Origin of the sequence: Mycobacterium sp. E3251 (assembly GCF_001666835.1) — a bacterium.
In the GTDB taxonomy this organism is placed as follows: domain Bacteria; phylum Actinomycetota; class Actinomycetes; order Mycobacteriales; family Mycobacteriaceae; genus Mycobacterium.
This window is the reverse complement of record NZ_LZJF01000086.1, coordinates 1-20,253: the sequence shown is the minus strand read 5'-3', so window position 1 is coordinate 20,253 and position 20,253 is coordinate 1. Positions and strand designations below refer to the sequence as shown.

Annotated in this window: 17 protein-coding genes and 2 pseudogenes; 6 read left to right on the top strand and 13 right to left on the bottom strand. The window is 69.0% G+C overall.

All coding sequences use genetic code 11. The annotated features are described in order from the left end of the window. The first annotated feature begins 86 nt into the window (after positions 1–86). The 3 genes from A5697_RS11995 to A5697_RS11985 are packed head-to-tail and all read left to right on the top strand — an operon-like array spanning position 87 to position 5,213. A complete protein-coding gene (locus A5697_RS11995; RefSeq protein ID WP_068010560.1) occupies positions 87–1,892 on the top strand; it encodes an N-acetylglutaminylglutamine amidotransferase in 1,806 nt (601 codons plus the stop codon). Then, complete coding sequence (ngg, locus tag A5697_RS11990) at positions 1,889–3,682, top strand: N-acetylglutaminylglutamine synthetase (RefSeq protein ID WP_068010557.1); 1,794 nt, start codon at positions 1,889–1,891, stop codon at positions 3,680–3,682. The genes A5697_RS11995 and ngg overlap by 4 nt, the downstream gene beginning before the upstream one ends. A 55-nt stretch (positions 3,683–3,737) precedes the next feature. Beyond that, positions 3,738–5,213 carry an MFS transporter gene (locus A5697_RS11985; RefSeq protein ID WP_067950028.1) on the top strand — a complete coding sequence of 492 codons (1,476 nt, stop codon included), beginning with the start codon at positions 3,738–3,740 and terminating at the stop codon, positions 5,211–5,213. Here the strand turns inward: A5697_RS11985 and A5697_RS11980 are convergent. From A5697_RS11980 to A5697_RS11930, 10 genes and pseudogenes are all read right to left on the bottom strand, one after another. Next, on the bottom strand, positions 5,204–6,697 hold the full coding sequence (locus A5697_RS11980; protein ID WP_068010555.1) for a serine/threonine-protein kinase: 1,494 nt from the start codon (positions 6,695–6,697) through the stop codon (positions 5,204–5,206). The two genes, A5697_RS11985 and A5697_RS11980, sit on opposite strands and share 10 nt — an antisense overlap. A 111-nt stretch (positions 6,698–6,808) precedes the next feature. Further along, a complete protein-coding gene (locus A5697_RS11975) occupies positions 6,809–7,633 on the bottom strand; it encodes a DUF1707 domain-containing protein (protein WP_068010553.1) in 825 nt (274 codons plus the stop codon). A gap of 7 nt (positions 7,634–7,640) precedes the next feature. Continuing rightward, positions 7,641–9,419, bottom strand: coding sequence for a serine/threonine protein kinase PknE (locus A5697_RS11970; protein ID WP_068010551.1), 1,779 nt, complete (start codon positions 9,417–9,419; stop codon positions 7,641–7,643). A gap of 101 nt (positions 9,420–9,520) precedes the next feature. Beyond that, complete coding sequence (locus tag A5697_RS11965) at positions 9,521–9,862, bottom strand: hypothetical protein (RefSeq protein WP_067945967.1); 342 nt, start codon at positions 9,860–9,862, stop codon at positions 9,521–9,523. A gap of 144 nt (positions 9,863–10,006) precedes the next feature. Continuing rightward, positions 10,007–10,696, bottom strand: coding sequence for a pyrimidine reductase family protein (locus A5697_RS11960; protein ID WP_068010549.1), 690 nt, complete (start codon positions 10,694–10,696; stop codon positions 10,007–10,009). A 2-nt stretch (positions 10,697–10,698) separates the two neighbouring features. Then, on the bottom strand, positions 10,699–11,196 hold the full coding sequence (locus tag A5697_RS11955) for a flavin reductase family protein (RefSeq protein ID WP_068010547.1): 498 nt from the start codon (positions 11,194–11,196) through the stop codon (positions 10,699–10,701). Between the two features lie 47 nt (positions 11,197–11,243). Next, positions 11,244–11,660 carry an ArsI/CadI family heavy metal resistance metalloenzyme gene (locus A5697_RS11950; protein ID WP_067945961.1) on the bottom strand — a complete coding sequence of 139 codons (417 nt, stop codon included), beginning with the start codon at positions 11,658–11,660 and terminating at the stop codon, positions 11,244–11,246. A 25-nt stretch (positions 11,661–11,685) separates the two neighbouring features. Next, positions 11,686–13,168, bottom strand: a pseudogene (gene arsB / locus A5697_RS11940) (ACR3 family arsenite efflux transporter). Further along, on the bottom strand, positions 13,165–13,491 hold the full coding sequence (locus A5697_RS11935; RefSeq protein WP_067945955.1) for a helix-turn-helix transcriptional regulator: 327 nt from the start codon (positions 13,489–13,491) through the stop codon (positions 13,165–13,167). The pseudogene arsB and the gene A5697_RS11935 overlap by 4 nt, the downstream one beginning before the upstream one ends. 38 nt (positions 13,492–13,529) lie before the next feature. Then, the gene (locus A5697_RS11930) at positions 13,530–14,777 is read right to left on the bottom strand and encodes an APC family permease (RefSeq protein WP_068010543.1); all 1,248 of its coding nucleotides are present in this window, start codon (positions 14,775–14,777) and stop codon (positions 13,530–13,532) included. Positions 14,778–14,841: 64 nt separating this feature from the next. Between A5697_RS11930 and A5697_RS11925 the strand changes: the two genes are divergently transcribed. Next, positions 14,842–15,570, top strand: coding sequence for an ArsR family transcriptional regulator (locus A5697_RS11925; protein WP_068010541.1), 729 nt, complete (start codon positions 14,842–14,844; stop codon positions 15,568–15,570). Then, complete coding sequence (locus tag A5697_RS11920; RefSeq protein ID WP_068010539.1) at positions 15,570–17,030, top strand: multicopper oxidase family protein; 1,461 nt, start codon at positions 15,570–15,572, stop codon at positions 17,028–17,030. The genes A5697_RS11925 and A5697_RS11920 overlap by 1 nt, the downstream gene beginning before the upstream one ends. A gap of 2 nt (positions 17,031–17,032) precedes the next feature. Here the strand turns inward: A5697_RS11920 and A5697_RS11915 are convergent, their stop codons facing one another. Continuing rightward, positions 17,033–18,157 (bottom strand): FAD-dependent oxidoreductase, encoded by a 1,125-nt coding sequence (locus A5697_RS11915; protein WP_068010536.1) that lies wholly within the window; start codon positions 18,155–18,157, stop codon positions 17,033–17,035. 127 nt (positions 18,158–18,284) lie between these two features. Between A5697_RS11915 and A5697_RS11910 the strand changes: the two genes are divergently transcribed. Beyond that, entirely contained in the window at positions 18,285–19,085 is an 801-nt protein-coding gene (locus A5697_RS11910; RefSeq protein WP_068010562.1) for a hypothetical protein, read from the top strand. 4 nt (positions 19,086–19,089) lie between these two features. On the opposite strand, the pseudogene A5697_RS11905 reads toward A5697_RS11910, so the two are convergent. Further along, positions 19,090–19,365 (bottom strand): annotated as a pseudogene (locus A5697_RS11905) (LLM class F420-dependent oxidoreductase); the annotation flags it as partial. Between the two features lie 81 nt (positions 19,366–19,446). Next, positions 19,447–20,253: acyl-CoA dehydrogenase family protein (locus A5697_RS11900; RefSeq protein WP_068010534.1), on the bottom strand; the 807-nt coding region annotated here is incomplete at its 5' end.

The following is a 20,253-nucleotide window of genomic DNA, read 5'->3' as shown; positions in this document are numbered from 1 at the left end:
CCCGGGAACCGGTCCGAGCTGCGCGCCGACGCATTTCACAGTGGCCGTACGGGTGCGCCGCAACCGCCTTCGGTATGGTTCAAGGAGTGTGCGGAGTCACCGGGGAGGTACGGCTCGACGGGCAGGTCCCCGATGTAGCAGCGGTGTCAGCAATGGCCGCCGTGATGGCGCGACGCGGCCCCGATGCTTCCGGCGCCTGGTCACAGGGCCGTGTCGCGCTCGGTCATCGCCGCCTCAAGATCATCGACCTGAGCGAGGCGGGCGCTCAGCCGATGGTCGACCCCGAACTGGGTCTGGCCATCGCCTTCAACGGCTGCATCTACAACTACAAAGAGCTGCGCCGCGAACTCACCGGCCACGGCTACCGGTTCTTCTCCCACAGCGACACCGAAGTCCTGATCAAGGCCTATCACCACTGGCGCGACGACTTCGTCAGCCACCTGCATGGGATGTTCGCCTTCGCCATCGTCGAACGCGACAGCGGCCGGGTGCTGCTCGGTCGCGACCGGCTCGGGATCAAGCCGCTCTACCTGACCGAGGACAGCCACCGGATCCGCTTCGCCTCGGCCCTGCCGGCGCTGCTGGCGGGCGGCGGCGTCGACACCCGCATCGACCCGATCGCGCTGCACCACTACATGACGTTCCACTCGGTGGTCCCCGCGCCACTGACCATCCTGCGCGGCGTCCGCAAGGTGCCGCCCGCGTCGCTGGTCGCCATCGAGCCCGACGGCCGGCGCACCACCACCACGTACTGGACCCCCGACTTCACCCGGCACGACGACCGCGCCGGCTGGTCGGAAACCGACTGGGAAGACGCGGTGCTCGACTCCCTGCGCGTCGCGGTCAAGCGCCGGCTGGTCGCCGACGTGCCGGTCGGCTGCCTGTTGTCGGGCGGTGTCGACTCCAGCCTGATCGTCGGCCTGCTCGCGGAGGCGGGCCAGCACGGGCTGATGACCTTCTCGATCGGCTTCGAGTCGGCCGGCGGCGTCGAGGGCGACGAGTTCCGGTGGTCGGACATCATCGCCCGGCGCTTCGAAACCGACCACCATCAGATCCGCATCGAAACCGACCGGATGCTGCCCGCCCTCGACGGGGCGATCGGCGCGATGAGCGAGCCGATGGTCAGCCACGACTGCGTGGCCTTCTACCTGCTCAGCCAGGAAGTGGCGCGCCACGTGAAGGTCGTGCAGTCGGGCCAGGGCGCCGACGAGGTGTTCGCCGGCTACCACTGGTACCCGCCGATGGGCTCGCCGGCCGCCGCCTCCCTGCAGGGTTCAGTCGCCGAGTACCGCGGGGCCTTCTTCGACCGCGACTCGGCGGAAATGGCGGGCCTGCTCGGGCCGGGGATCATGGCCCCGGGCGACCCCAGCGAGCGCTTCGTCACCGAGCACTTCGCCCGCGCCGGCGCCGAGACGGGCGTCGACCGCGCGCTGCGGCTCGACACCACCGTCATGCTGGTGGACGACCCGGTGAAGCGCGTCGACAACATGACCATGGCATGGGGCCTGGAGGGCCGGGTGCCGTTCCTGGACCACGAGCTCGTCGAGCTGGCGGCGACCTGCCCGCCGGAACTGAAGATCGCCCACGAGGGCAAGGGCGTGCTCAAACAGGCTGCGCGACGGGTGATTCCGTCGGAGGTCATCGACCGGCCCAAGGGATACTTCCCGGTCCCGGCGCTGACCCACCTCGAAGGGCCCTACCTCGACATGGTGCGCGACGCGCTGTATGCACCAGTTGCCAAGGAGCGCGGCCTGTTTCGCACGGAGGCGGTCGACGCCCTGCTGGCCGACCCCAACAGCAAGCTGACGCCGTTGCGCGGCAATGAACTCTGGCAGCTCGCCCTGCTCGAACTCTGGCTGCAGCGACACGGCATCACGGGCCCGGTGGCATGACCGTGACCGATCCCCCCGGCGATCACACCGAGGCGATCACGATGGGCCTCCACGACGCCTCGCCGCCGGAGCTGGTGGAGGCGATGGCCAAGGATGTCGAGCTCGAATTGGGCTGGGGCCGGCTTATTTTCGGCCAGACCTTCGCCGACGCCCACCAGCTGGTCGAAGCGCTGCGCAGGGAGGGGCCCGGGCGCCGCGACATCTGCATCTACGCCCGCGAATCCCACGTGGTGGTCGCCGAAGCGCCGACCGAGCTCTTCATCGACCCCAGCCACACCTACCGCCTGCGCTTCACCGATACCACGCCGGAAGAGCTGTCGCCCGCGCCGCTCGGCGTGACCGTGCGCACGCTGAACGATCCGGTCGACGCCGACGCCATGAACCGCGTCTACGTTCGCTGCGGGATGGTCCCGGCCGGGGTCGACGTCATCTGGAACAACCACCTGAACGTGCCCGCGGTGACCTACCTGCTGGCGGTGCGCGACGAAGACGGCGCCGTGGTGGGCACCGTCACCGGCGTCGACCACGAACTGCTGTTCTCCGACCCCGAGCAGGGGTCGAGCCTGTGGACGCTGGCCGTCGACCCGGCCGCCGGACTTCCCGGGATCGGCGCCGCCCTCACGCGCGCGCTGGCGGACCGCTTCCGCAACGCGGGCCGCGCCTACATGGACCTGTCGGTCGCGCACGACAACGCCGCCGCCATCGGCCTGTACGAGAAGCTGGGTTTCCGTCGCGTCCCCGTGCTGGCGATCAAGCGCAAGAACGCCATCAACGAGCCGCTTTTCAGCCCGCCGCCCGAGACGGTCGACGACCTCAACCCCTACGCGCGGATCATCGCCGACGAGGCGCTGCGCCGCGGCATCTGGGTGGAGGTGCTCGACGCCGAGACCGGCGAGATGCGCCTCACCCACGGCGGACGCAGCGTCGTCACCCGGGAATCGCTGTCCGAATACACCTCGGCGGTCGCCATGTGCCGCTGCGACGACAAGCGGCTGACGCGCCGCCTCGTCTCGGAGGCGGGCATCACGGTGCCCCGCGCGCGGCTGGCCACCTTCGACGAGGGCGACTACAACTTCCTCACCGAGGTCGGGGAGGTCGTCGTCAAACCGACCCGCGGCGAGCAGGGCAAGGGCATCACCGTCGGGGTGACCGCCGAAAACGGTCCCGAGGAGCTCGCCGCCGCCCTGGCCCGCGCCCGCCAGCAATACCCCGACGTGCTGATCGAGCAGCGCGTGCAGGGCGACGACCTTCGGTTGGTGGTGATCGACGGCCGGGTGGTGGCCGCGGCCTTGCGGCTGCCGCCCGAGATCATCGGCACCGGGGAGCACAGCATCCGCGACCTGATCGCGGCCGAAAGCCGGCGGCGTTCCGCGGCCACCGGTGGCGAGTCCCGCATCCCGCTCGACGACCTCACCGAGTCGACGGTCGCCGAGGCGGGCTGGACGCTCGACGACGTGCTGCCCCAGGGCACCCGGCTTCGCGTCCGGCGCACCGCCAACCTGCACCAGGGCGGCACGATCCACGACGTCACCGCGGTGGTGAACCCGGAACTGTGCCGGGTCGCGGTGACGGCGGCCGAGGCGATCGGCATCCCGGTGACGGGCATCGACCTGCTGGTGCCCGACGTCACCGGCGCCGAATACGCCTTCATCGAGGCCAACGAACGACCGGGATTGGCCAACCACGAACCGCAGCCCACCGCCGCGGCGTTCATCGACTTCCTGTTCCCCGGCCACCCGGGCCAGCCGCAGGCCTGGACCCCCGAGGAATCGCGCGCCGAACGCGGCTGAGGCTTGCCGTGCGCCTCGCTTGGGTAATTCTCCAATCACCTCGGATAGGAGCCAGATGAGCGGAAGCGTGCAAACCGGAACCATCACGACCCGCGTGCCGGCGCGGTTGGACAGGCTCCCGTGGTCTCGATTCCACTGGCGCGTCGTCATCGGTCTCGGCGGGGTGTGGATCCTCGACGGGCTCGAGGTCACGATGGTGGGCAACGTATCCGCTCGCCTCACCGAGCGAGACAGCGGCATCGACCTGAACGCGGCGCAGATCGGCCTGGCGGCCGCGTTCTACATCGCCGGCGCCTGCCTGGGCGCGCTGTTCTTCGGTCACCTGACGGATCGCTTCGGGCGGCGCAATCTGTTCATGCTGACCCTGGCGGTCTACCTGGTGGCCACGGTTGCGACCGCATTCGCTTTCGCCCCTTGGTATTTCTTCGCCGCGCGGTTCTTCACCGGTGCCGGCATCGGCGGCGAGTATGCCGCGATCAATTCGGCCATCGACGAGTTGATCCCCGCGCGCCTGCGCGGCCGCGTCGACCTGATCATCAACGGCACGTACTGGCTCGGCTCGGCCGCGGGAGCCGCAGGCGCGCTCGTCCTGCTCGACACCTCGCACTTCGCGCCCAACATCGGCTGGCGGCTCGCCTTCGGCGTCGGCGCCATCTTCGGCATCTTCGTCCTGCTCGTCCGGCGCAACGTCCCGGAGAGTCCGCGGTGGTTGTTCATCCATGGCCGCGACGAGGAGGCCGAGCGGGTCGTCGGCGAGATCGAGGAAGCGGTGCGGCAGGAAACCGGGGAGCCACTGCCCGAGCCGCACGGACGTGAGCTCAAAATCCGCCAGCGCGAGACGATTTCGTTCCGCGAAATCGCCAGGGTGGCGTTCAAGCTCTACCCGCAACGCGCCATCCTGGGGCTGGCGCTGTTCACCGGGCAGGCGTTCCTCTACAACGGGGTGACGTTCAACCTGGGCACGCTGTTGAGCGGGTTCTACGGGGTGCCGTCCGGGAAGGTGCCGCTGTTCTTCATCCTTTGGGCGCTCAGCAATTTCGTCGGGCCGCTGGCGCTCGGCCACCTCTTCGACACCATCGGCCGCAAGCCGATGATCACGGCCACCTACATCGGGTCCGCGGTCGTCGCCGCCATCCTGGCGGTGCTGTTCGTGACCCAGATCGGCGGGGTCTGGGCGTTCATCGCCGTCCTCGCGGTCGCGTTCTTCCTCGCCTCCGCCGGCGCCAGCGCCGCCTACCTGACGGTCAGCGAGATCTTCCCGATGGAGACCAGGGCGCTGGCGATCGCGTTCTTCTACGCGGTGGGAACCGCGATCGGCGGCATCACCGGCCCGCTGCTGTTCGGGCAGCTGATCAATTCCGGGGAGCGCGGTCAGGTGGTGTGGTCGTTCCTGACGGGCGCCGCCGTCATGGCGATCGCGGGGCTGGTCGAATTGCGGCTCGGGATCGCGGCCGAACGCCGCCCCCTCGAAGAGCTGGCCTTGCCCCTGACGGTCGACGACGCCGACGCCGAACGGCGGGATCAACCGTAGGCATCCCACCAGGTGTGCAGGTCTTCGACGGTGGCCGGGTCCCCGGACACGTCGCTGAGCATCAGCTTCTCGTCGTTGGTCCAGATCACGTTCGGGTGATTGTTGTAGGTGCCGCACGCGATCAGCCCGGCCATCTCGTTCGGGGTCTGGTCGTAGTGCCAGCTGACCGGTGAGCGGCCCTCGCCGGGACAATTCACCAGGCTGACGTTGGCGATGTCGTCGGTGAAGGCCTTCTTCAACCGGTCCGGTGTCGGGAACAGCCCGTAGGTGGCGTGGCTGGGACCGCCGGGCTGGGTGTTCTGCCCGCAGGTGACCATGGCGACGGCGTGCACCCAGACGCTGCCCGACTCCGGGGTCGCGGGTGTGCACGTGCCGGCCAGGTAGCCCGGTGGGAGCAGGCTCATCAGCCGGGCCTGGTCGCCGTTGGGGGCGGCGGTCGACGGCGGCGGGGTCTTGGCGACGGTTGCCTTGGCGTGCCGCTGGCCGTCGGGTTTCAGCATAAGCCAGAGCCCGACCGCGCAGACGGCGACGACGAGCACCGCGGCGGCGGCCACGATCGGCCAGTGGTTGCGCTTAATCGGTGCGGAATGTGTTGCGGGGGAGAGGATTTCGCTCTGGCGCAGGATCGTGTCGGCGCGTTCGCGCTCGGGGCTGGTGAGCGCCCGGTGCGCGGCCTCGGCCAGGGCGGCGGCGGTGGGATAGCGCTCGATCGGATCCTTGGCCATGCCGCCCGCGATCACGGCGTCGAAGGCCGGGCTCACCCCGGAGCCCTGCTCGCTGGGTTTGGGGATGGGCTGCATCATGTGGGCGCTGATCAGCATGCCGGTGCTGTCGGCGCGATAGGGCGGGGTCGCGGTCAGGCATTCGTAGAGCACGCAGGCCAGCGCGTAGACGTCGGCGCGCGGCGTCACCTCTTCGCTGGAAAACCGTTCGGGCGCCATGTATTTCAATGTGCCGACCGCGGTGCCCAGTTGGGTGAGTTTTTCGTCGGTCTTCGCGCTGGCGATCCCGAAGTCGACGAGATAAGCGAAGTCGTCGCCGGTGATCAGGATGTTCTGCGGTTTGACGTCACGGTGGGTCACCCCGGCCGCGTGGGCGGCGTCCAGGGCCGACGCGACCTGCCGGATGATGGCCACCGCCCGCGGTGCCGGCAGCGGCCCGACCCGTTCGATCAGGCTGCCGAGGTCGACGCCCTCGATGAGCCGCATCTCGAGATACAGCTGCCCGTCGATTTCGCCGTAGTCGTGTATCGGGACCACGTGGGGTTCCAACAGCCGGCCCGTGATGAGGGCCTCGCGCTCCATTCGCTTGCGGAACACCGGGTCCTGGCTGAACGTGTGGGACATCAGCTTGAGCGCGACCGTCCACTGTTTGACGGTGTGCTCGGCTTCGTAGACCTCGCCCATCCCGCCGCGACCGAGCAGCCGGTTGAGCCGGTAGGGCCCGAACATCGTGCCCACCCGCGAGTCCTGCGCGCCGGTCACTGCTGACTCCCATCGAAGGACCATGGCGGCGAGCGCCCGCTGGCCTCACCGCACGAAACGTACAACATCGTCCCGGCACGTGTCGGTCGCGCGATCAGTGGGCCGCCGGGATCAGCGGGCCGGGGGAGAGATCTGTACGACGGTGCCGTCCGCGGCCACCGCGATGGACCCGCTGAGGGCGCCGTCGGAGACGTTGATACGCAAGTTCAGGTCACCGTCCTTGCGTGACTCGACAGCCAGGAAGATCCGGTTGGCGTCGTAGACGTGCAGCGTCTGGGGCGCCTGCTGCACGACGCCGACGACCGCCTGCACGTCGAACTTGCTGAGGTCACCGACCGCCAGGCGGGAGGACACGGCCATTTTGGGCCCGACGCTCGCCCAATTGCCGTCGCGGTACAGCCAGGTCACCATCTTTTGCGCGTTCGCGGTGTCCGGGCGTTGGACCACCACCTGATCCTGGTAGATGTTCAGCTGGTAGCCCATCGTGTCGCCGAACTGCGTCCGCATCTGGGCGAGCACCCCGCTCACCCCGCTGAGGGTCAATAGCTGCGCCGGCGGCGCTGTCGTGCTTGTGGCCGGGGCCGCGGAGCCGGCAGGCGCCGCGGTGGGGGTGGTCGCCGCCGGTGGGGCGGACGGGGTGTCGCGCTGCAGTCCCCAGGCGAGGCCCGCGCCGAGCAGCACCACCGCGCAGGCGATGGCGATCCAGGCCCCGCGCCGGCCGATTCGTGACCGCGGGGCCGGCGTTCGCTCCGGGGCCGGCCGGATCTGCAGGTCGGTCACCAGCGACCGCAGCTCGCGCAGGGTGGTCGCCCTGGTAGCGGCGGCTACCCGCTCGCGGTGCTCTTCGGTCGACAGCTGACCGTCACCCAGCGCCGCGTCGAGCGCCTGGCAGATGGCGTTGCGGTCGTCGTCGCTCGCCCTGATGTCATCGCTCATCGGCGGGCTATCCGAGGAGCTTCGTCAGCCAGGTCGGGTCGGAGTAGTTCACCGACGCGGTGCCGTCCCACACGAAGGGTGTCGAATTGGCGTTGAGCCCCGACAGCGTCGCGTACCCGGCCGCGGACTTCGCCTTGCCCGCGCCGACTTCGTCCCCGGACTTGATGCACGTCAGCACGTCGGCGTCCGCACCGACGGTCTTGGCCAGCTGGGCCAGTTCGCCGTCGGTGCGGTCCTCCGCGGCGTCCTCCGCCGGCTGGAAGTTGCTGGCGAACAAGCCCGAATAGAAGGCGGTATAGGTCTTGGCGTCATTCTGGGCGGCCACGCAGTAGGACGCCGCCACCGCCCGGGTCGAGTAGTTCTTGCTGTGCGACTTGTCGTCGAGGAAGTCGAGCAGGTGGTAGCGCACCGCGAGCTTCTTGTTGTTCACGGCGCTCTCGATGTCACCCGCGTTCGACCTGATGAAACTGCCGCAGGGCGGGCAGATGGGTTCGTTGAAGATGTCGATGGTCATCGACGCCGCCGAGCTGCCGACGAATACACCGTCATCGAGGACCCGGAGCGCAACGGCGTCCGGTGGCGGGGGTTGCTTGCTCGGCGTGGGCGCGGACGACGACTCCCACGGTCGAACGACGGCGAGCGCCACGCCCACGATGGCCACCAGGGCGGTGGCGGCGACGCCCACCCACAGCCAGGGCTTTTTGCTGCGCCGCGGCGGCTGCCCCCATGGCGCCCCGGTGGTGCTGGGACCCCAGGTGGGGGCGCCGGGCCAGCCCGTCGGCTGGGGCCCCGGGCCCCCGGGTGGTGGCGGCGCCGCCCACATCGGGCCGGACGACGGGGCGTGCGCGGGGGCGGCCTGGGCGATTCCCCCGGGCTGCTGGCCGGCGAACGCCGCCGGCATCCGCGCCACCTGGCTGCGCGCCAGGATGTCGGTGGCCCGGTCCTGGTCGGGTTCGGCCAGCGCCGCGTAGGCGGCCGCGGACAGGTCACCGCAGCTGGCGTAGCGGTCCACGGGATCCTTCGCCATGCCGCGGGCGATCACCGCGTCGAAGGCGACCGGGATGCCCGGCCGCGCGGCACTGGGCTTTGGGATCGCCTGGTGCAGGTGGGCGCCCATCACGCTGATCTGGTCGCCGGTGTACGGCGGGGATCCGGTCAGGCACTCGTACAGCACGCAGGCCAAGGCGTAGATGTCGGCCCGATGGGTGACATCGGAGTCGCTGAACCGCTCCGGGGCCATGTATTTGACGGTGCCCACGGTGGTGCCGATCTGCGTCAGCTTTTCGTCGGCGCTGGCGCTGGCGATCCCGAAGTCCACGAGGTAGGCGAAGTCGTCCGCGCTCACCAGGATGTTTTCCGGCTTGACGTCGCGATGCAGGACCCCGGCGGCGTGCGCGGCGTCGAGCGCCGAGCCGATCTGGCGCACGATGGCCACGGCCCGGGGCGGGGACAGCGGCCCGTACCGGCTCAGCATGGTGGCCAGGTCTTTGCCGTCGATCAGGCGCATGTCGACATACAGCTGGCCGTCGATCTCGCCGAAGTCATGAATCGGGACCACGTGCGGCTCCTGCAGCCGGCCCGCGGTGCGGGCCTCGCGCTGCATGCGGGAGCGGAAGACCGGGTCGGTGGACAGCGTCTGCGACATCAGCTTCAGCGCGACGGTGCGTTCCCGGACCGTGTCCTCGGCCTCATAGACGTCGCCCATGCCGCCGCGACCGATCAGCCGCCGCAGCAGATATGGCCCGAACTGCGAACCCTCCCGCGAATCCGCGGTCGTGTCACCCATCCCGACTCCTCAGTCACCGACCGTGCGCAGGCATAAGGCTAAGGTTTCACAGGCCGCTGGGCACGGTGAATAGCGAAAGCCAGCTAATTGCGCAACGCGGATTAACGGAGTTCGTCGTCACCGCTGGTGCGTTCGGTCAGCCCTTCGCGGGACAGCGCCCGCACGAATCCGAAGGCCTGCATCCCGGCGGGGCCGGGGTTTTCGGTGATCCAGTCGTTGATCTTCCCGAAAGCGTTGGCCAGGTCGTCGCGCTTGACGCGGATCAGATAGGTCTTTCTGTCGTCGTCGGGATCGTCGATGGATTCGGCGACGGCGACGGGATTCTTGAAGGCGTACGCGATTCCGTGCACGGCGTCGTGGTTCAGCGCCCATTGCAGTTCGCTGGGCCGCAGCCGGTTGACCGCCAGATTGCGGTAGTCATGGTCGTCTTTTGAGCTGCTCACCTGGCCGATAGTCCTCCTCTGTGTGGCTCGAGAAAGTGGACGGCGAGGAACTGAAAATGATGCCGCGCAGGCGATTCGATGTGAGTGTTCAACCGGGCATTTCCATCATAGGAAGCGGTCCCGTCGGCTGCATGTCGAGCGGAATCAGCGGCGGTATTTCAAGAACAGGTAGCCGTCGCAAACCAGCGCGTGTTCGAGGCGCATCGTCACCGGTGCGGGCAGCGACGACGGCGTCAGGCGGTGGCCCACCGGCTGGCTGGCGGCGAGTTTGGGGGCCAAAGTCACGCAGATCTCATCGACGGCATCGGCCTCCACCAGCTCGTCGAGCACGGTCGGGCCGCCCTCGCACAGGATGCGTTGCAGCCCTCGTGCGCGCAGCAGCGCGACGACCCGTGCCACGTCGACGGATTCTTCGCCCGCCACCAATACCTGCCGCCCGCCGTCGCCGAAGTCCTCTCGCGCCGCCGCGGCCTGCGCGCACGTCACCACGATCGGTGGCTGGTCGGGGTCGTCGAACAGCCTCGACGGCAGCCGGCCGCTGCGGCTGATCACCGCGATCGGGGGTGGTGCGGTCCGGCCCGCGTCGATGAGCCGCACCGGGCCGTAGTTCTCAGCGCGCGCCGTGCCGGCGCCCACCAGGACGACGTCGGCGAAGCCCCGCAGGGTTTTCAGCAGCTGTTGATCGACGGGACATGACAGCGGACCGGCCCGGCCGCCGAACGCGGCCGCGCCGTCGGCGCTGAAGATCATGTTGGCCCGCACGCCCGGCGGGGGATCGGAGTAGAACGAAGCGAGTTCGGCGATGCCGGCAACGGTGCCCACCCGGGGAATCACCGTTACGCCTCGTGGCCGGGTTCCAGATGCTGAACGTCGCTGAAGGACACCCAGCTTTCCAGTTCCCGCGGGGGCCGGCCGTCCACCGGCGCGAGCAGATGCCCGACGTGGTCGCCCAGCGAGAAGCGCTCGACAATCTCGCCGACGAACCATGCGGCCGCGTCGTCGAGGATGGGCACCTGCGCCGGACCGCTGTGCCACGAGCAGCGGTCGAACTTGTTGATCGTGTCGCCGGTTTGGCTGCCGAACAGCTCCACGATGTCGAGGTGCTCGCGGTCGAACACGTGCACCGCCAGGTGAGTCGCCTCGGTGGCGACCCGGAACGTGTGGTTCTTCTTGGACAGCCCGACCAGGAATCGAGGCGGGTGGATGCTGGTCTGGCTGGCGAACCCAACCAGACAGCCCGCCGCGATGTCGTCGGCCCGCGTGGTCACCACGTACATCGGGTAGTTCAGCACCGCGACCAGCTTTTCGAACGCGTCTTCTCCGGGGTCGGCCATCCGCTCAGTCTTCCCGTTCGGCCTCCCGGGGAACCGTATCGGCCCGCCTATCCGCTACAAGAGCAGCTTTCTACGGCTTCGTCGCTGGGTCCGAAGGTCTCGGAGTCGGCGATGACGGTGTAGACCTCCCAGCGTTCCCCGCCGGGGCCGGTGACCCACACCTTGTCCTGGTTGGCGAAGCAGCAGGTGGTGTTGAGCTCCTCCTCGGTGACGAGGCCGCCTTCGGTCAGGCGCGCGATTTCGTCGTGCACGGTGTCGCTGGAGGCGACCTCCACACCGAGGTGGTTGAGGCTGCCGCCGTGGCCGGGGTTCTCGAGCAGCACCAGCTTCAGCGGGGGTTCGGCGATCGCGAAGTTGGCGTACCCGGGTTTGACCTTGGCCGGTTCGGTGCCGAACAGCTTGGAGTAAAACGCGATCGCCTCGCCGAGGTCGTCGACGTTGAGGGCGAGTTGCACACGAGACATGAGGTGTCCTTTCTTTACGGTGCGGCTATGGGGTGGTGGTGGGTAGGAGTTCGGCGATCAGCGCCTCGACGCGCTGGGCGATGTCGTCGCGGATGGCGCGCACCGCGGCGAGCGGTTGGCCTGCGGGGTCGGGCACTTTCCAGTCGCGATAGGACACTCCCGGAAAGTAAGGACAGGTGTCGCCGCAGCCCATGGTGATGACGACGTCGCTGCGCTGCACGTCGTCGCCGGTGAGGACTTTCGGGCTGGCGGCGGTGATATCGATGCCCAGCTCGGCCATCGCGGCAATCGCAACGGGGTTGATTTCGTCGGCGGGTTGCGTTCCGGCGGAGCGGACTTCGATGCGGTCTTCGGCCTTCGTGCTCAGCAAGGCGGCGGCCATCTGCGAGCGCCCGGCGTTGTGCACGCAGACGAACAGGACGCTGGGTTTACCGGGCATCGGCCTGGGCTCCGCGAAATAGCTTGGGGCGCAGCGCAAGCGACACGTAGACCAGCGCGATTAGCACGGGCACCTCGATCAGTGGTCCGACAACCCCGGCAAGGGCTTGCCCCGACGTGACGCCGTAGGTCGCGATGGCGACCGCGATGGCCAGTTCGAAGTTGTTCCCGGCGGCGGTGAACGCGAGGGTGGCGGTGCGGGCGTAGCCGAGTCGCAGCAGCAGTCCGAGGCCGTACCCGCCCGCCCACATGATCGCGAAGTAGGCCAGCAACGGAATCGCGATGCGGGCCACGTCCCACGGCCGCGAAGTGATCGCGTGGCCCTGCAGGGCAAAGAGAATCACGATGGTGAACAGCAACCCGTACAGGGCCCACGGCCCGATGCGGGGGAGGAACCGCGTTTCGTACCAGTCGCGGCCCCGGGTTCGTTCGCCCAGCCGGCGGGACAGGTATCCGGCGAGCAGCGGAATGCCGAGGAAGACGAGCACCGCCTTGGCGATCTGCCACGGGGAGACGTGGATGCCGGTTTGGGGCAGGCCCAGCCACCCGGGCAGCACCGACAGGTAGAACCAGCCCAGCGCGGCGAACATGACCACCTGGAACAGCGAATTCAACGCGACCAGCACGGCCGCGGCCTCGCGGTCCCCGCACGCCAGGTCGTTCCAGATGATGACCATCGCGATGCAGCGGGCCAGCCCGACGATGATCAGGCCGGTGCGGTACTCGGGCAGGTCGGCCAACAGCGACCACGCCAGCGTGAACATCACCGCGGGTCCGACCACCCAATTGAGCAATACGGAGGACGCGATCAGCTTGCGGTCGGCGGTGACTTCGTCCAGCCGGTCGTAGCGAACCTTGGCCAGCACCGGGTACATCATGACGAGTAGGCCGACCGCGATCGGCAGCGAAACCCCTTGAACGGCAACGGCACTCAGCGCGTTACCGAGACCGGAAACGCTGCGCCCCAGCAACAGGCCCGTGGCCATCGCGGCGCCGATCCAGATCGGCAGAAACCGGTCCAGGATGGGGAGCCGGGTCGCCGTCGCGTCCGCCGTGAGCGCCCTGGTCATGGTTTCAGCACCGACGAAAGTTGCTGCAGCGCGGCGGGAATCACCCAGTAGTAGACCCAGGTGCCCCGGCGCTCGCAGTCCAGCAGCCCGGCCGAGCGCAGCAGCTTGAGGTGGTGGGAAATCGTCGGCTGCGACAGGTCGAAGGTGGCCGAGATCTCGCAGACGCAGGCCTCACCGCCGGGGTGGCTGGCGATCAGGCTCAACAGCCTGAGGCGAACGGGGTCGCCCAGCGCTTTGAACATCGTCGCCAGCTCGTTGGCCTGGGACTCGGCCATCGCGGCCGTCGCCAGGGTCGGGCAACATGCCAGCCCTTGTTTCGACATTCTTCTATATAAGCACTTATCGAATCAGCGCGCCACTCTCAGTTCGTCGCGACGCGCCGAATCGCGTAGGCGGCGACGCCAATGCCCAGCACCGCCAGGCCAGCCAGCACCGAGGACAGGGGCATCGCGAATGCCAAGACGACACACCCGGTCAGTCCCAACACCGGGATCGCTCGGTGCGGGCGGCCCTCATCGGCGCCGAGGGTGAAAGCGGAGGCGTTGGCGATCGCGTAGTAGATCAGCACGGCGAATGAAGAAAAGCCGATTGCGCCCCGAAGGTCGACGGTGGCGGCCAAGACCGCGACGACGGCGCCGATCAGCAGTTCGGCGCGGTGCGGCACGTGGAAACGCGGGTGCACGGCGGTCAGCGTGTGCGGGAGGTGGTGGTCGCGCGCCATGGCCAGGGTCGTGCGCGAGACGCCGAGAATCAACGCCAGCAACGAGCCCAGCGCCGCCACCGTCGCACCGACCTGCACCACGAGCGCCAGCCAGCCCGTCCCCGCCACCCGCACGGTGTCCACCAGCGGCGCCGTGGCCTGGCCGAGGCGCCGGGGTCCCATTACCGCCAGCGCCGCGACTGCCACCAGGGCGTAGACGGCCAGGGTGATGGCGAGGGCGAGCGGTATCGCGCGGGGGATGGTGCGCGCCGGGTCGCGCACCTCCTCGCCCAGGGTGGCGATGCGCGCATAGCCGGCAAAGGCGAAGAAGAGCAGCCCCGCCGCCTGAACCACCCCGCCGACGGTCGCATTCGCCGGGCGGAGTTGTTCGACGTCGGCCGCTCCCGAGGCGAACGCCGTCACGACCACCGCGGCCAGCACCGCGAGGACGAGCGCGACGATGATGCGGGTCAGCCAGGCCGACTTCCGCACCCCGGCGTAGTTCACCGCGGTCAGCGCCACCACGGCCGCGACCGCGACCGGGTGCGCGTGCGACGGCCACGCATAGGAGCCGATGGTCAGTGCCATCGCGGCACACGACGCGGTCTTGCCCACGACGAAACCCCACCCCGCCAGGTATCCCCAGAAATCGCCCAGCCGCTCGCGGCCGTACACATAGGTGCCCCCGGAGGCGGGGTAGCGGACGGCCAGGCGCGCGGACGAGGTGGCGTTGCAGTAGGCCACCACCGCGGCCACCGCCAGGCCCAGCAGCAGCCCCGAGCCCGCCGCGCGCGCCGCGGGACCGAGCGCGGCGAAAATCCCGGCGCCGATCATCGAACCCAGTCCGATTGTCACCGCGTCGAACACGCCCAGGCTCCGGCGAAGCTCGCCGGTGTCGTTGTCGGCCAATCGGTCTCCTTACCGCATACGCCACGCCAACCTATCAAACTGATTTGATGTATTCTCGGCCAAGATGGTGGCAGATAAGACGGCGGTCCCGTCGCTGATGCAGATGGCCTCGCATCCGGTGCGCTGGGCCATATTGACCGAACTCGCGGGGAGCGACCGCCGCGTGCGGGAGTTGGCTGCCGCCGTCGACGAGCCGCAGAACCTGGTTTCCTATCACCTGCGGCTGCTGCGCTCGGCCGGCCTCGTCGACGCGCGGCGCAGCAGTTTCGACGGCCGCGACACCTACTACCGCCTGAACCTCACGGGCTGCGCCGGGGCGTTCCGCGAGGCCGCCGCGGCGCTGCATCCGGCACTCGCGCCGATACCCGTCGCAAAGCCGGCTTCGCGGTCGGTGCTGTTCTTGTGCACCGGTAACAGCGCACGATCACCCATGGCCGCGGCGCTGCTGGAGCACAAAGGCCAGGGGCGCATTCGGGCCGCGAGCGCGGGCAGCCACCCCAAACCGCAGCTGCACCCCAACGCGATACGCGTCATGCGCGACAGGTACGGCATCGACCTTGCAGGGCGCCGGCCCCAACCGTTGGCCGCCGTGGCCCGGCGCCGCTTCGAGTGCGTGATCACGCTCTGCGACAGGGTGCGCGAGTACGCGCTCGACCATGACCTGGCGACGACGCACTGGAGCCTGCCCGACCCGTCGGCCGGCGGCTACCGCGAATTCGAAAGGGTGGCAAGCGAATTGGACGGACGCATCGACTTCCTGTTGCCAGCCCTGGACGCGCACCCGCGGGGATGATGACCGTGCCGCTCGATCGACGTGACTTCTTCAAATGGGGTGGGCTCGCCGCCCTGGCCGCGGGCGGGGGCGCCGCGTGTGGGCGGTCCGAACAACCCGCCGGCAAGCCCGACTACACGCTGCGGATCGGCACCGGCACAGTCGAATTGGCACCGGGCCACGTCGTGTCGACCCTGACCTACAACGGCCAATTCCCCGGACCGCTGCTGCGGTTCAAGGAGGGCCAGCGGACAACCGTGGATGTCTTCAACGACACGGGTTCCCCCGAGCAGCTGCACTGGCATGGCCAGCACTTGGGTGTCGACGTCGACGGCTCCGCCGAAGAGGGCACCCCCTATGTGCCCGCGCACGGCATGCGGCGCATCTCCTTCGTCCCCGGCCCGGCGGGCTTCCGCTTCTATCACACCCATGTGGTCCCGCGCGCCGACCTGTCCCGCGGGCAATACAGTGGCCTGGTCGGCCCGGTCTACATCGAACCCAGGGATAACGGCGGGGCCTACGACCAAGAGATCTTCCTGACGCTCAAGGAATTCGAGCCCGCGTTCACGCGCGGCGGTGACATGGCCAGTGATTTCCTGCCCGGCGAAGAAGACCCGGAGCTCAAGGCAAGGGGCGAGTCGTCGATGGCGGCCTCGCTGGCTCGCGGCGAACCCCGCGGCTTCGAGGTCAGTTACGGGGCGTTCGCGGTCAACGGCCGGATGCTCGGCCACGACGACCCCATCCGGGTGCGCACCGGCCAGCGGGTGCTGATGCACGTCCTGAACGGCAGCGCCACCGAATCGCGCAGCCTGGCCTTGCCCGGGCATGCCTTCAACGTGATCGCACTGGACGGAAACCCGGTGCCGAATCCGGCCGCAGTGCCCGTGCTGTGGCTCGGTGCGGCCGAACGGATTTCGGCGGTGGTCACCATGAACAATCCGGGGGTATGGGTGCTGGGCGACCTGTCCGACGATGACCGCGGTCACGGCATGGGTGTGGTGATCGAGTACGCCGGGCGCGGCGGGGATCCGGCCTGGGCCGCGCCCCCGCCGTTCAAGTGGGATTACCGCCTGTTCGCGCGGCTCGGGCCCGTCCCGCCGCCCGACCACACGATCGAGCTGCTGATCGAGAAGCGCAACGCCGCCGACAACGGCTTCAACGTGTGGACCCTCAACGGCGCGCCCTTCTCGATGGACACCAACCAGCCCGTGCTCAACGTGCAGCGCGACAAGCGCTACCGCCTGCGCTTTCGCAATGCCAGCGACGACCTGCACCCGATGCACCTGCACCGGCACACGTTCGAAATCACCCAATTCGCCGGCACGCCTACGGCCGGCGTGCGCAAGGACGTCGCGATGCTGGGCGGCTACCAGAGCATGGACGTCGACTTCGTCGCCGACCAGCCCGGCCTGTCGCTGCTGCACTGCCACCAGCAGATCCACATGGATTACGGCCTCATGCTGCTGCTCAACAGCGCCTGATCTCAGCCGAGCGGATTGTTCTCCCGCACACCGCGATACATGCCCCAGCGCACGATCCACGGCATCACGACCCGCTCGACCGACCACGACGGAAAGCGGAACGCGTGGCCGGTGGGCAGAAACACCTCCAGCCCGTTGGGCTGAACCCCCACCAGCGAACCCCACCGCCGCGTCGGCGCGCGGTAGGTGTCGAGCCGCCCGCCGCTGAGTTCGGCCCGGACGTTGCGGGCCACCAACGCATCCCCGCGGTTGCGGGCCGAGCTCCGCAGCGGGTCGGTCGCCGCGACGTCGCCGACCGCGAAGACGCCCCGGTGCCCGGGCACCCGCAGCTCCGGTGTCACGCGCACGAACCCGTCCTCGTCGAGCAGCTCGGGCGGCAGCCAGTCGGTGTTGGGTCGCACCCGCCCGATCGCCCACAGCACGGCGTCCGCGCAAGCCGGGGGTTGTCCCGTGCTCCAGCGGACCGGGTCGCCGGTGATCTCGTCGCCCGCGAAGGCGTCGGGCAGCACGGCGCGGTGGCCCGGGTGGATGCGCACGCCCAGGGCGGTGAGCCGGCCGCGAATCCGGTCCCAAATTCGCGGGTGGTACTCGCCCAGAGCGCGCGACCCAGGGAAGTACAGGTCGATCCGCTTGTCCGGCCACGTGGTGGCCAGGTTGAGCGCGCTGCTCACCGCCGCCGCGCCGCCGCCCACGACAACGACCGAGCGGGCGGTCGCCAGCCGGTCGTGCGCGGCGCGCAACTCCGCCCCGACCTCCGTCGCGGACTGCATTGTCGGCCGGCGCCAGAAGCCGTTGCTGACCCCCGTCGCGATGATCAGCGCGTCGTACTCCTCGGCGAGAGCTTCCCCGTCGGCGCGTTTGCCCACGACGGTGCGGGCGGCCAGGTCAAGGCCGGTGAGCTGGGCCTGCACCGTCCGCACCCGGTCGAGTCGCCGGAACCTGTCGAACGGTATCCAGTAATCGCGGGCCCAATCGTGCGGGCGCGAGAGCCGAACGCCGAGTTCCTGACCGCTGACCAGCGCGGGCTTGACGGAGATGCCGACGACGTCGGCGTGCCCGGACAGCCGGATCGCGGCCAGGACACCCGCGTCTCCAAGCCCGGCAATGACGACACGCTTGCGGTTCATGTCGCTATCCTGCCTGGCATGAAGTTCGCGATCACGCACTGATCGATCGATTGCCAGGAGCACGCAGTTGATCACCACCGAGATACGGCCGACGCACCCGCGCGCGCGTGCCGCGTTGCGCGCCGCCGTGCGCGCGTCGGCCCCCCGCCCGGCCGCCGCCCGGCGGGCCGCCAAGGACTTCGAGAAGCCGGCCCTGGGGGCCGCGGTGCTCGCCGAGATTCGGTGGGCGTTCACCGCGCCCCGCACCTGGCTGATGGGCGTGGTCGCCAACGTGGTCTTCGCCGCCGCATGGCTGCTGGTGCAGCCGCTGACCATCGGCCGCCACCACACCGACTGGGTGATTTTGGTGGGCACCTACTTTTCGTCGTGGGTGCTGGCCGACGTCACGACCACCAACCTGTTGGGCGCCGATCACTACCGCGTGCTGGCGGGTCTGTCCGACGGCGTGCCGTTCTGGCGAATCCTGCTGATCAAAAACCTTGCCCTGCTTGCGCTCGTCGGGATGCCCACCTTGCTGGCGGCCATGGTGTTGACGCTGTGCCTGGAAACGCCTGGGCGGCTTGCGATCACGATTCCCACCGTCGCCGTGCCCATCGTGTCCTGGCTGGGGGTGGGCAACCTGATCTCGGTGCTGCACCCGGTCGGTGTCGAGCCGCTGGTCCGGCGATGGCGGCAGCGCGGCGACCGGCGCACCATCGGCAGCTGGCTGACGGTGCTGACCCTGCCGTACGTGCTGTACTACGTCGCCGACCCGATGAACGGGGTCGAGCACAAGGTGCTCTGGACCAAGTTGCCCGCGATGATCTGGCCGGTATTCGGTCGTGACACCAAGAGCTTCGTGCACCTGGCCATTGCCGTGGCCGTTTGGATCGCAGGCACCACCGCCGCGGTGTGGTGGGTCCGCAAGCGCGGCTTGACGATCAGGTAATCGGTTACGGCACTTTGGGCTTGATCTCCTCGATCACCCATTGTGCGTAATCGAGGGATTCGTCGACACCGCTGAGGGCGGGGATGGGCACCGCGCTGACCGTCACCCCCGGTCCGGCCAGCCAGCCCAACCGGTCGACGATCTCGCCGGCGCTCATCCCCGGGCGCCCATTCGGATCGTCGCGTGCGACGTGTCCTTCCCCGACCCGGTTGGTGCTCAGCCCGTGCATCACCTCGAACGGCCGTCCGTCATAGGCGGGCTGGGACTTGATGTAGTCGATGTCGTTCGTCTAGATGGTGATGTAGCCCAGGCTTTTCAGGTCGGTCAACGTGATGCGCCTCCTCTGGCTGTCTCGGCCCAGTTAAATCATCGCCCGGAGTGGACCCTGCGGGTCGACGCCCAGCGAACTCAGTGCCGACGCGTGGTAGATGGTGCCGGGGACATGGATGGCGTGCAGCTGGCCGACATGGACGTCGCGCCAATACCGTTGCAGCGGCTTGTCCATGCGGGCCGCGTTGCCGCCCGAGCGGGCGAAGATCTCGTCGACCGCCGACACCGCGCGCCACACCGCACGGATCTGGGTGCGCCGCCCGGCCGCGCGGTCGGCGAACGACACCTCCTTGCCGGCGGCGACCATGTCGTAGATGCGGTCGGCGTTGGCCAGCAGCTCCTGGCGGGCGGCGTTGATGTCGGCGGCCGCCTCGCCGATCGCGAACATCACGTAGGGATCGTCCTTGATCGCGGTTCCGGTGGCGCCGACGCGCTCACGCTGATAGTCCAGGTGCGCGGCCAGCGCCCCCTCGGCGATGCCGATCGTGGCAGCCGAGATGCCCAGCGGAAACATCGTCGACCACGGCATCAGATAGAGCGGCTCGGTCATGCCGGCCTCGCGCTGGGCGGTGCCGTCCATCACCTTCGTCGCGTCCATCGTCCGATACGACGGGACGAAGGCGTCCTTGACGATGACGTCCTTGGAGCCGGTTCCCCGCAGCCCCACCACGTTCCATGAGTCCTCGACGATCTCGTAGTCCTTGCGCGGCAGGATCATGTGCAACATCTGCGGCGGCATCAACGGCTTTCCCTCGCCGTCACCCAGCATCGCGCCCAGGATGATCCAGTCGCAGTGGTCGGTGCCCGAGCTGAACTGCCAGCGGCCGTTGAAGATGTA

Bases quoted from the DNA above. Each gene is read 5' to 3' on its own strand.
- ngg (WP_068010557.1), top strand. From the start codon at position 1,889: ATGACCGTGACCGATCCCCCCGGCGATCACACCGAGGCGATCACGATG.
- A5697_RS11985 (WP_067950028.1), top strand. From the start codon at position 3,738: ATGAGCGGAAGCGTGCAAACCGGAACCATCACGACCCGCGTGCCGGCG.
- A5697_RS11975 (WP_068010553.1), bottom strand. From the start codon at position 7,633: ATGAGCGATGACATCAGGGCGAGCGACGACGACCGCAACGCCATCTGC.
- A5697_RS11970 (WP_068010551.1), bottom strand. From the start codon at position 9,419: ATGGGTGACACGACCGCGGATTCGCGGGAGGGTTCGCAGTTCGGGCCA.
- A5697_RS11955 (WP_068010547.1), bottom strand. From the start codon at position 11,196: ATGGCCGACCCCGGAGAAGACGCGTTCGAAAAGCTGGTCGCGGTGCTG.
- A5697_RS11950 (WP_067945961.1), bottom strand. From the start codon at position 11,660: ATGTCTCGTGTGCAACTCGCCCTCAACGTCGACGACCTCGGCGAGGCG.
- A5697_RS11935 (WP_067945955.1), bottom strand. From the start codon at position 13,491: ATGTCGAAACAAGGGCTGGCATGTTGCCCGACCCTGGCGACGGCCGCG.
- A5697_RS11925 (WP_068010541.1), top strand. From the start codon at position 14,842: ATGGTGGCAGATAAGACGGCGGTCCCGTCGCTGATGCAGATGGCCTCG.
- A5697_RS11920 (WP_068010539.1), top strand. From the start codon at position 15,570: ATGACCGTGCCGCTCGATCGACGTGACTTCTTCAAATGGGGTGGGCTC.
- A5697_RS11915 (WP_068010536.1), bottom strand. From the start codon at position 18,157: ATGAACCGCAAGCGTGTCGTCATTGCCGGGCTTGGAGACGCGGGTGTC.